General features: G+C 62.7%; 8 protein-coding genes. 2 read left to right on the top strand and 6 right to left on the bottom strand.

Features of this window, described 5'->3' with window-relative positions:
- Positions 1 to 204: 204 nt before the first annotated feature.
- The 6 genes from purU to BGI27_RS01925 all read right to left on the bottom strand — a co-directional run bounded on the left by purU (position 205) and on the right by BGI27_RS01925 (position 8,560).
- On the bottom strand, positions 205 to 1,065 hold the full coding sequence (gene purU, locus BGI27_RS01950; RefSeq protein WP_095523232.1) for a formyltetrahydrofolate deformylase: 861 nt from the start codon (positions 1,063 to 1,065) through the stop codon (positions 205 to 207).
- Positions 1,066 to 1,075: 10 nt separating this feature from the next.
- Positions 1,076 to 1,438 carry a 5-carboxymethyl-2-hydroxymuconate Delta-isomerase gene (locus tag BGI27_RS01945; protein ID WP_095523231.1) on the bottom strand — a complete coding sequence of 121 codons (363 nt, stop codon included), beginning with the start codon at positions 1,436 to 1,438 and terminating at the stop codon, positions 1,076 to 1,078.
- 93 nt (positions 1,439 to 1,531) lie between these two features.
- On the bottom strand, positions 1,532 to 2,152 hold the full coding sequence (thrH, locus tag BGI27_RS01940; protein ID WP_095529552.1) for a bifunctional phosphoserine phosphatase/homoserine phosphotransferase ThrH: 621 nt from the start codon (positions 2,150 to 2,152) through the stop codon (positions 1,532 to 1,534).
- A 294-nt stretch (positions 2,153 to 2,446) separates the two neighbouring features.
- The gene (locus BGI27_RS01935; RefSeq protein ID WP_095523230.1) at positions 2,447 to 4,720 is read right to left on the bottom strand and encodes a hypothetical protein; all 2,274 of its coding nucleotides are present in this window, start codon (positions 4,718 to 4,720) and stop codon (positions 2,447 to 2,449) included.
- A 50-nt stretch (positions 4,721 to 4,770) separates the two neighbouring features.
- Positions 4,771 to 6,480, bottom strand: coding sequence for a diphosphate--fructose-6-phosphate 1-phosphotransferase (locus BGI27_RS01930; RefSeq protein WP_095523229.1), 1,710 nt, complete (start codon positions 6,478 to 6,480; stop codon positions 4,771 to 4,773).
- Positions 6,481 to 6,604: 124 nt separating this feature from the next.
- Positions 6,605 to 8,560, bottom strand: coding sequence for a DUF4914 family protein (locus tag BGI27_RS01925; protein WP_095523228.1), 1,956 nt, complete (start codon positions 8,558 to 8,560; stop codon positions 6,605 to 6,607).
- Positions 8,561 to 8,823: 263 nt separating this feature from the next.
- Here BGI27_RS01925 and mtgA point away from each other — a divergent pair, with 263 nt between their 5' ends.
- A complete protein-coding gene (gene mtgA / locus BGI27_RS01920) occupies positions 8,824 to 9,516 on the top strand; it encodes a monofunctional biosynthetic peptidoglycan transglycosylase (protein ID WP_095523227.1) in 693 nt (230 codons plus the stop codon).
- 75 nt (positions 9,517 to 9,591) lie between these two features.
- The gene (gene corA, locus BGI27_RS01915) at positions 9,592 to 10,923 is read left to right on the top strand and encodes a magnesium/cobalt transporter CorA (protein WP_095523226.1); all 1,332 of its coding nucleotides are present in this window, start codon (positions 9,592 to 9,594) and stop codon (positions 10,921 to 10,923) included.
- The last annotated feature ends 46 nt before the right edge of the window (positions 10,924 to 10,969 follow it).

Raw genomic sequence — 10,969 nt, 5'->3', positions numbered from 1 at the left:
CCACTTGGTTGCCAGCTTAAGGCTTCGAAGTGTCTAGTGAACCGGGGGCGATTCAGTCTGGCAAGAAGTAAAGATGGGCGTATGGGCGGCTCGTTCGGCATTAAATCTGGTCGATGCCGAGCAGGGTGAATCTGGCGTAAAAGAGTGCCAGTTGGTACTGGGCGCCAAGTGAATAAAAAATAAGCCCCTGCGGGGGCTTATTTTTTAACGGAATACAACAGTCTTATTGCCGTGCACCAGTACACGGTCTTCCAGGTGGTAACGAAGGCCGCGCGCCAGTACGGCCTTCTCGATGTCCTTGCCGTAGCGCACCATGTCCTCCACTGAGTCGGAGTGGTCGATGCGGATGACGTCCTGCTCAATGATCGGGCCCTGATCCAGCGCCTCGGTAACGTAATGGCAGGTGGCGCCGATCAGCTTGACGCCACGCGCATGCGCCTGGTGATAAGGCTTGGCTCCGACGAAGCTGGGCAGGAAGCTGTGGTGGATGTTGATGATCTGCCCGGGATAATCGCGGCACATGTCCGGCGGAATGATCTGCATGTAACGCGCCAGCACCATCACGTCGCCACGGACCTCTTCGAAGATACGGCGGACCTCGGCATACGCGGCTGGCTTGTTGTCAGCCTTCACCGGCACATAATGGAAGGGGATGCCATGCCATTCCACGAGACCGCGAAAGGTTTCGTGGTTGGAGATCACGCAGGGGATCTCGATGTCCAGCTCCTTGCTCTGCCAGCGGCCGATCAGGTCGTACAGACAATGCTCCTGCTTGCTCACCATCAGCACCACGCGCTTCTTCACGGCGCTGTCGGTGATCTTCCATTCCATGCCCAGTTCCTCGGCGATCGGACGGAAGCGCTCGCGGAATTCGGCCAGCATGAAGGGGATAGAGTCCGCCCGGACCTCGATGCGCAGGAAATAACGTTGCGCCTCGTGATCGGTGTGCATATTGGATTCGAAGATCCAGCCTCCGTTTTCGGCCAGGAAACCAGTAACGCGAGCGACGATGCCGGCGCGGTCAGGGCAGGAAGCAGTGAGCGTGTAGAAGCGTTGAGTATGCATGGAAAGGGAATCAGGACTGGATGATGGCCTTGGCGTAGGCGCCACGGTCCATGTCTACGGTCTCGGCAGTGATCTGCACGGGCTGGGCGGGATTGTTGATCGCGCAGGAGCGCAGCGCCGCGACCAGACCTTCGACGATAGCGAGCTTGGTCGTCTGCTCACGTCCGGCCAGCAAGTGCAGCCGCGCGTGCAGGAAACTACCGGGCGCGGCGTCTCCCACGAGATAGTCGTCGTAGCGCAGGGCGCGACTCTTGATGTGCTCCGGCACGAACTCGCCTGAAGCCAGCAGCACCGTGTTCATACGATGCAAGGCCTGGGACGGTTCGAAATCCGGCAGAAGGTTGGCAGAGTATTCGAGGACGAGGTGAGGCATGGATCTCAGTTTCCCGTCGCAACGCGACGCTTAAAGCCCCCTCGCCCGCCCGGGGAGAGGGGATGGGGAGATATGGCTGGAAGGGTCGCGAAGTTACGCCCCTTCACCGATGCGCACGGAGGCGCGATCGATCTCGGCGCGCAGATCGGCATAGCTGCGCACCACGGGATACTGCGGGAATTCGCGCACCACGTTCTCGGGCGGATGCATCAGGATACCGGCGTCGGCTGCACCCAGCATGGCGGTGTCGTTGTAGCTGTCTCCTGCCGCGATGACCTTGAAGTTCAGGCGCTTGAAGGCTTCCACGGCATGACGTTTCTGGTCCGGCATGCGCAGGTGGTAATTCACCAGCATGCCGTTCGCGTCCGCTTCGAGGCGATGGCAGAACAGCGTGGGCTGACCCATCTGCGCCATCAGCGGCTTGGCGAATTCGTAGAAAGTGTCGGAAAGGATCACCACCTGATAGTCGCGGCGCAGCCCATCGAGAAACGCCACGCAGCCTTCCATGGGCCCCATCTCGCCAATCACCTTCTGGATGTCCGGCAGACCAAGCTTGTGCTCGCGCAGGATGGCCAGGCGGTACTGCATCAGCGTGTCGTAGTTGGGCTCATCGCGCGTGGTACGGCGCAGCTCCGGGATGCCGGTACGCTCGGCAAACGCGATCCAGATTTCCGGGACCAGCACGCCTTCCATGTCGAGACAAACGATCTGCACGATGCCCTTCCTGCACTCAATGGTTGCAAAACCGGTGATTGTAGCCCGAAGCCGTTCATACGGCTTTGCCTTCGCGCGCAGAGCAAGGCGGGGCGCCGCAGGCAGTGCCTGTAGCACGGCAATCTCGCAAAATGTGCCCCAGGCGCCCATTCATGTTTCGATACCTCAGCACAAACAGGGTTTGGACACGGGCTCGGCTCATGAAAACCGTTCGCCCTGAGCTTATCGAAGGGTGAATAGATGACAAAGAACAGATCATGAACAACTTCTTATACGTTTGCAGGCAAGGCCGTATCAGTCTTCAGCCGGGTCAAAGGCCTGCCCGTCTACCGCCATTGCGGCATCAGCCCCCGAAGCCGCCCCCTCGCGCCGCAACCGCAGCCCCTTGAGCACATTCGCCTGAAGCTGCAGGGTTTGATCCCCCGACACGGACGCTGTCAGCACATCGCCTTCGAGCGCCGCTTGCCCTTTGACTGCCAGCAGGCGTTTACGCAGCCCTGCAAATGCCGCCGCGTCACCATATCCTTCGCCAGCCCAGGCCCACATCGCCAGCGTGCCGCGCCCTTCCCCGGGCCGCCGCTCGGCGTGGATCGCCGTCAGCCGCAACGCGCCGTAGATAAGTCCGTCGTTATGGAGCGTGAAACCCGCAGGCTGGCCGGCCACATCCCAGGCACCAAGCAGGCGCAAGGCCGCCACCGCGCCGCCACGCCGCACGAACAGCGTGGCGCCGGCCGGCACGGGGATCGCCACGCTGCGCGGTACGACGAAATCAAATCCGGCCAGCATCCTGCGCGCGCCATCGGCCTGCACAACTTCAAGGCGCAGGTCGTTTACATGCAGCTCGGTGAGGTTCTTCGTCGTCGAATACAGCCAAGCCTTGCACCACACGGCGCCTTCCGGTGCCCGCGCGACATGCTCCACCTCCTTGGTTTTGCCTTGCCCGCCCTGTACCAGGCGGATGTTTTCCGGCCCGATCAGACGCCCCTGCGCATCCAGGAAGTTGAGGTACAGCGCCACCGGCCCGCCTTCAATGCTGGCCGAAAGCCGGTAGTCTTCCCCCTCCCGAGCCCTGAAACGCTGCGATACGCCCACGCCGCCCTCGGGATTGCGGTCGCTTAATAGCAAGCTTGCCTGCCCTTCGCGCGCCTCCACGGCAATCTGCGTTCCGACGGACTGGGTTTCGGGATCCGCACGCCAGCGGCTGTATTGTCCGGCGACATCGAGCGGCCGGTCGTCCAGCCAGTATTCGGCATCCGCCGGCAGCGTCACCACGGATTCCAGTGCCACCAGTTCCGGGGAAGGGTCGCGCATAGAGGCCAGGAACAGTACCGCATTGTCGCGCTGCACGCTGCTGAGGAAGGGACGCAGATGCAGCGCCTTCATGTGCCCGGAGCCGGCCTCCAGCGTCTTGTTCTGGCCATAGTGGTCGCGCCGGCCGTCCATGAAGAAATTGATGATGGGTACCGCCTGCCCTCGCCCCAGATTGATCACCAGCGGTGAGTTGTCGTGCCCGGCGTAGTAGCCGGATTCGGCGGATGCAATGCTGAATTCCCGTCCGAGGAAATGCGTGTGACGCTTCTCGGGCTCTTCGCCCCAGCGCCCTGTGATACGGCGCGGGAAAGGCCCCTCCAGCCAGCGCGCGGCGGACGCTGGCGGCGGCGCCCAGGCCATGGATTCGTAAGGGCCATCGGACGGCAGGCTAGCCTGCTCCTCCGACGTGCTCCAACCCGCACGCAACACCCAGCGGTTCAGATTGGATGTGTTGAACAGGCGGTTGTAATCGCGGCTGTGCGTGCCGCCCAGGCACTCGGCGGACCGATACCAGTTCAGCGCGATATCGTGCCACAGCCAGTCCAGCTCCGCGCGCGCCAGGCGCCGCGCCGCTGAGTCGCGCGACAGATTGTGGATCAGCGCCAGGTTCTCCAGATCGATGTCGTAGTAGCTGGGGCTGAAGTATTCGTTGATCCCGGGGCGGCGGGTATGGGCCAGCCAGTCCGCGAGCATGGCATAGCCCTGCCGCGCCAGTTCAGGGTCATCCAGCCCCTCGCCCAGCGCGATCAGGTTCCAGGTCTTCATCAGGAAGATGTTGGTGTAGCTGATGCGCACCGCGTGGCGTGGCACACCGATGCGCGCAAGCTCCAGCAACTCCCGCAGTTGCTCGCGCTGCACGGGCGGGAGCGCGTCCCGGTAGCACAGCCAGGCCAACGCAGCCTTGCGGGTGACGAATTCGATGCCGTTGCGATCCACCACGTGCGCATCACCCTGGTACCAGCGGATGTTGCCGTAGGTCTTGCTGGTCGGGTCACGATCCAGCAGCGATGGCAATGCGGCCAGCAATCGCGCGAGCTGTTCAGACGGCGCACCGACGGCCATGGCATCCAGCAGCAGGCTGGAAGCCTCGATGGAGGAGCGCCCGGTGCGCAAGTGCTCGCCGTCGAACAAGCGCGCCTGCCGCGCGGCCACGCTGACCGCCAGAGACTGACGCATCGCGGCATCGGCCTGCCAGCAGGAGGCCGATGCCAGGGCCGACATGAATGACAGGCAGAGCGCCAGCAGACTGGTGCGCATGATGTTTCTCCCCCACAGCGGGGTGCCCGGCGCACCCCGGGCAGACCATTTCAACCGAGCTTGAAATCCAGCGACGGCAGTCCGTCATTGAGTGCGACGGTTATCGGCAGCTGGTGTGCCGCCGGCCCCCACAACTGACGCGGGCCAGGTGAGGCGAACAGATCGTCCGCCGCCCAGGCAGCGCGGCGGCCGGCAAAGAAACGCATGGCGGGCGCGTCGGTGCGCACCAGCGCCTTCTCGATCACGTATTCATCCTTGCCATGACGGCGCTCGACGTTGATCAGCCCGGTCAGCGGGATGGCCAGGGGCTGGCCGCCCTGCCCCAGACCGGTGACGCTGGCCATGTAGCCACTGCGGCCATCAAGGATCAACGCCCCCACGGTCAGGCCGAGGTTATAGGTGTAGGCAGCATCGAACAGGGTCGGTGCGCCGCAACGGCCTTCGTAGCCGAAGAAATGGTGCTGGCTGCCGAACGGCACATCCGGTGCAGTCTCCTTGATGCGCGCGCGCACCATGTCGATCAGCAGTTGTTCGGTGGGAATCAGCGAAACCTGCAGATTGCCGTGCGAATCGCGCTCAGCCAGCAGCATGTCGACGATATAACCCGGCAGCGAACGGAACAGCGCTGCGACAGCGGTGGTCAGTTTGCCTGCCACGAAGGCCGCACGTGCATCGACGGCCAGCGCCGCAAAGGCGTCGGCCTCGTGAGCCAGCAGATCATTGAGTTCGGCGATCAGCGCATTCATCTCGGGGATGAACTCGATCAGGCCTTCCGGCACCAGTACCACTCCGTGCTTGAGGCCCTTGTCACGGTAGCGTGACACCACGGCGGCCACGATCTCGTCGACCAGCGCGCCCAGCGACAACCGCTTCTCCGCCACTTCCTCGGAGATCAGCGCCACGGCTGGTTTGACCTGCAACGCGACCTCCAGCGTGACGTGCGAGGCCGAACGCCCCATCAGCTTGATGAAGTGCCAGTACTTCAGCGAGGAACGCGTATCTTGCAGGATGTTGCCCGCCAGTTCGGCGTAGATACGCGTGGCGGTATCGAAGCCGAAGGAAATCGGCAGCAGGCCGGGCACCTGCAGATCACCGTCGATGGTCTTGGGCGCACCGATCACCTGCACGCCCGAGCCGTCGGCCTTGATGCCCGAAAAGAGGTACTCGGCCAGCAGTGCAGCATTGGTGTTGGAGTCGTCACCGCCGATGATCACGATGGCGTCGAGCTGGTGCTCGACGCAAGTCTTCTTCACTTGCTCGAACTGCTTGGGCGTCTTGATCTTGGTGCGGTCGGTGCCGAGGAAATCGAAGCCCCCGGTGTTCAGGATCTCCGCTACGTGGGCATCGGTCACTTCGAACAGCTTGCCGGCGAGCAGCCCCTTGGGCCCCCCCTTCACCCCCAGCACGGTGTTATCCGCCCCCAGCATGCGCTTGATGCCACACAGCACATTGTGGCCACCGGCCGCCGGGCCGCCAGAGAACAGCACAGCCACACGTTTGCCACTGACACGGCCGACAGCGACCCCCTCGGCACGCAGCACGGCGTTGCCCGAGGCCTTCACGCTCTGTGCGAAACGCTCGGCCACCGCGGCCGCATCGCGCGAGGCGAGCACCTGGCCCGTGCCGGCAAAGCGGACGGCCTGCAGAGCGTCGGCGGAGCCGAACGCGGGGCATACCGGCAGCGGCAACGCACGCACGGCATTCTCAAAAAGGGAGCGATGGCTTTCCATCTGCTCGAGCTGGTTGGCAAGTGAACTCATGAGTGCGGTCTCTGGATTGGCAGATGCAAAACAGCCGGCGATGCCGGCTGTCTTTTCATAGGGGCGCGATTCTAGCGCGGGATGATGACATTTGCAGGCCGGGGAAAACCCCGGCCGGGCCCCGTCACTCCTTGAACATCTGGTGCGGAATAAGTTTCCAGTAGTCCTCTTGCGTGGCGTCATCCAGGCAAGCCTGGATGATCTTGCGCCCCAGCGGATCCAGATCGGGCGTAAGGAAGGGCTGAAGTTCGCGCTTGAAGAACTCCTTCCACATCCTGGCGCCGTGATCGAAGACCTCGGCGCCCCCTTCGAGCTGGCTCTGCACATGCAGCAGCACCGGTGGAACCATCGAACCTTCCACCTTCACCTGGCGCGGCACATAGCCCAGCAGCGAACAGGGCGACTCGACCAGCTGATCACGATGGAAACGCGCCGAGCCGCGGCGGGCCAGGTATTCGCGCACCACCCACTCGGACATGAAGCCGACCTTCCAGGCACCGATGTACTGGTTCGGGATCAGCACGTGGCGGGTATCGGTGTGTTGCACGATCTGGCGTAACAGCAGGTTGGCCTGGTCGACACGGCGACCGGTACAGAAAGCCCAGTAGGAACCCACGCCTTCACATTGCATGCCACCGCCCTGATCCTGGATCGAGGGGTTGGCGTGGCCGCGCGGAGCCGCCAGACGCCACAGCCAGGCCAGCGCCGGGCTGAGGATGTGCAGCATGCCGAGGATGCCGTAGAGCTGGCTGTCCTTGTGCGTGGGCGGGCAGCGCACGCCAAAGGAACGGATGTTGACCGACACCGGGCCTTCCTGTACGTCCTGCACCATGTCACGCGGGATGATCAGGCGCGGGTTCGGACAGGGCTTGCCCGGTGCATCCTCTATGTGCTCCCACAGCAGCGCCTGACCACCCGGCACGATGTAGTGGTTGAGGAAGATCAGCGGCCGCTCCGGATGCATCACCAGACGCTCCAGGTGCGGATCCGTGCCGTAGCCCTTGATGTGGTCCACACGCACGAACCAACCGGCTTCCGCATCCTTGATCGAAAGCTTGGTCTGGCCTTCGTTGTAGTGCGGGTGGGCACAGGCCATGTCATCGGCCATGGGGTTGAGGTGGCAGGCTTCGGGCAAGTTCAGCGTGCGCTGCTCGCCGGTAACCACGTTCTTGCCCAGCAGCAGGCGGCCATCCTCCATGCGGTGGATGTGCTCGGTCATCTCGCTCTTGCCGCCGCCCGAAGCACCTTCGTGCATGATCACGATCTGGTTGTCGTACGGCGTGACCACGCCCACGGCTGCGCAGTGGTTGGTGGTCCAGCCCTCGCGCTCGCCGATGTCCAGCAGCAGCGAATACACCCCCTTCTTGGCCGAGGGGCCGGGATAGAGGTTGTAGGCAAAGACTTCCTGGTGCGTCTCGCTGCGTGCATGCACCACGACCTGCTTGCCTTCGAAGTGCGTGTGGCGGAACGGCGGCGCGATGAAGATCGCGCCACCGGTGAGCTTGAAGTTCGCGGGCACTTCGCTGTTGGCGATCATGCCCTGCAGATCGGCCAGGGCGCCGGCAAAGAAAGCCGAGGCCTTGGGCACGATGGCCAGCGCGCCATAGCCCAGCTCATCCGGCCCGGCGTAGAACGGCACCACGATCAGTTCCTGCGTCTTCAGCCAGTCCAGCGTCTTCTGACGCATCTTGTCGAAAGATTCGCCGAAACGCTCCTGATAGGTCGGCTTGTCGGTAGGCTGCTTGTCACCGATGACCATGGCGTCCGGATCGCGGCGGCGCATCTTCGGATCCACGAAATTCACCGCAATGCCATTGCGCGCCTTGGTGACGATGGCTTCGGCCACATAGCCCTTGCCCGGCACATCGAAACCGACCTCCACCTCGCCCTTGTCCTCGCGATTGGCGTGGCGCCAGTCCGTCTCGCCCGATTTGCGGTTCAACGCCCAGTTGAGCAGATCCTCGCGATGCTCGGCGACGTAGATCGCGGGCGAAGCGCTGAGCACTTCGATGACATGCGGCGGCAGACCCAGCTTGGGCCAGTCCTTCTGGAAGTCGATGGTCTTGATGGTTTGCGTCATGGTCAGCTGGGGCCCCGGGCCCGGCGATACAGGTTGACGAACACTGAACCAGGCCAGAACGGCGGCCGGCCCATTCGGGAAAACACGTAAGGATACAGTGGCTTGAGGAGTCTTGCCCATCCTGGAATCGCGGTTTTTGCCATAAAACAGCCGTGAAGCCGATGGTTTCATTGCCGGAATTTTCTCTTTCAGCAACGGGATACAAGGGGATTTTTCTGCGCCACACTTGCTCGCAAACTGCCTCTCTGCAATCCTTGCGCGCCATGAAATTCCTGTTGTCATGGGCACGTCGCGCGGCCCTCCTCCTGCTGTTGGTGATCCTGGGCTGGCAGCTGTGGCTGCTGGGCTGGGTGCTTTACTGGAAACAGTGGGATCCTCAGCAGACGAGCTTCATGCGCCTGCGCCTGACGGAGCTGCGAGAAAAGCAACCGCAGGCCACGCTCAAGCACCAGTGGGTGCCCTATGCACGCATCTCGCTACACCTGAAACGTGCCGTGGTGGCTGCGGAAGATGACCGCTTCGTCGACCACGACGGTTTCGACTGGGATGGCATCCAGCGGGCGCTGGAAAAGAATCAGAAGCGCGGACGCGCCGTAGCCGGCGGCTCCACGATCAGCCAGCAGCTTGCCAAGAATCTGTTCCTGACCCCGTCACGTTCCTATCTGCGCAAAGCCGAAGAAGCCATGATCACGCTGATGATCGAAAGCCTGTGGGACAAGCAGCGTATCCTTGAGGTCTATCTCAATGTGGTTGAATGGGGCGACGGCGTTTTCGGCGCGGAAGCTGCGGCGCGCCACTATTACCGCATCCCGGCGGCTAGCCTGGGGCCTGCCCAGGCCGCCCGCCTGGCGGTAATGCTGCCCAACCCGCGCCGTTACGAGAAGAATTTCACGCCTCGGCTGGCGGCCCACGCCGCGCGCATCCAGGCGCGCATGCATTACTCCAGCCTACCTTGAGCTCGGTGTTTGCACCGACATCAGGAACCCCGAGCAATCCGCGTAGAATCGCGCCCGTTTTCCAAGAGGTCCGCAATGTCCGAAAACGAGAAAGACGACGCCAAGCGCGACGAAATCCTGCAGGTTCATCTGCAGGAAGTGCAGGCTTTGCTCTCGCGCCATCGCGTGGTGGAGAACCTCGTCCGCCGCCAGGACATGCCACGCCATGATCTCGTGGAAGGCTTGGTTCACAAGCAGAACCTCGTGGAATTGCAGAAGAAGCTCGACGCTCTGCCTGCCGATGGCATCGCGCGCATCCTCGAAGCCCTGCCCCATAACGAAAGCCTGGTGGTATGGGATCTGGTCAAGGAAGATCGCGGCGCGGCGATCCTCGACGAACTATCTGAAACAGTGGGTGACGCACTGATCGCCGGCCCGGCCAAACCAACCCGACGCCCGGTAGTGGTGAACGCATTCGAACTGCACAACGGCCGCCTGCGCCAGACCAAGATCGACAGCCAGGCCGCGCTCGCAGCAGTCAGCCCGATCTGGGTCGACCTCATCGACCCCAGTGCAGAGGAGCTCGGCTGGATCAAGGAAGTCTTCGACCTGGCGCTGTCCGATCCCGAAGACCTCACCGACCTGGAAGAGTCCGCACGTTTCTACATCGAGGACGAAAGCGAGCAGGTACACCTGCGCTCGGACTTTCTGCTCGATCGGGAAGGCGGCGCACGCAACGTGCCCGTGGCCTTCGTGCTGCATCAGGGCGTGTTGTTCTCGGTGCGCAACGAAGAATTGCCGGTCTTCCGCCTGCAACGGCTGCGCGCGCGCATCCAGCCTGGCTACGTCAGTGACGGCAAAGACGTACTGCTCGATCTCTACGCGGCTGACGTCGAATATTCCGCGGATACGCTGGAAGATGTGTACGCGGCGCTGGAGTCCGTAGGCAAACAGGTTCTGGCCACGGCACTCACCGATACCGAGGCAGCCCGGGTGCTCTCGGCCATTGCCGTCGAGGAAGACTTGAACGGCCGCGTGCGCCGCAACGTGCTAGACACCCGCCGTGCAGTCTCCTTCCTGATCCGGGGGCGCTTCCTCTCCAGCACCCAGTTCGAAGATGCACGCCAGATCCTGCGTGACATCGAGTCTCTCGATGGCCACACAGCCTTCCTCTTCGACAAGATCAACTTCCTGATGGACGCCACGGTCGGCTTCATCAACATCAACCAAAACAAGATCATCAAGATCTTCTCCGTGGCCAGCGTTGCCCTGCTCCCCCCCACGCTAATCGCCAGCATTTACGGCATGAACTTCCAGTTCATGCCCGAATTCGAGTGGAAACTGGGCTACCCCTTCGCCATCGGCCTGATGATCCTCTCGGTCGCCATCCCGATCTGGGTATTCCGTCGCAAGGGCTGGTTGCGCTGAGCATCACGCAGGCGCCCGGCACGCGAACATGGCTGCGCTGGCAGCC

Origin of the sequence: Candidatus Dactylopiibacterium carminicum, from assembly GCF_014736495.1 — a bacterium.
Classification (GTDB): Bacteria; Pseudomonadota; Gammaproteobacteria; order Burkholderiales; family Rhodocyclaceae; genus Uliginosibacterium; species Uliginosibacterium carminicum.
This window is presented reverse-complemented; position numbering and strand designations above follow the sequence as displayed.

Excerpts from the sequence above, each read along its gene's own strand:
- BGI27_RS01945 (WP_095523231.1), bottom strand. The coding sequence starts at position 1,438 with ATGCCTCACCTCGTCCTCGAATACTCTGCCAACCTTCTGCCGGATTTC.
- mtgA (WP_095523227.1), top strand. The coding sequence starts at position 8,824 with ATGAAATTCCTGTTGTCATGGGCACGTCGCGCGGCCCTCCTCCTGCTG.
- BGI27_RS01935 (WP_095523230.1), bottom strand. The coding sequence starts at position 4,720 with ATGCGCACCAGTCTGCTGGCGCTCTGCCTGTCATTCATGTCGGCCCTG.
- BGI27_RS01925 (WP_095523228.1), bottom strand. The coding sequence starts at position 8,560 with ATGACGCAAACCATCAAGACCATCGACTTCCAGAAGGACTGGCCCAAG.
- BGI27_RS01930 (WP_095523229.1), bottom strand. The coding sequence starts at position 6,480 with ATGAGTTCACTTGCCAACCAGCTCGAGCAGATGGAAAGCCATCGCTCC.
- corA (WP_095523226.1), top strand. The coding sequence starts at position 9,592 with ATGTCCGAAAACGAGAAAGACGACGCCAAGCGCGACGAAATCCTGCAG.
- purU (WP_095523232.1), bottom strand. The coding sequence starts at position 1,065 with ATGCATACTCAACGCTTCTACACGCTCACTGCTTCCTGCCCTGACCGC.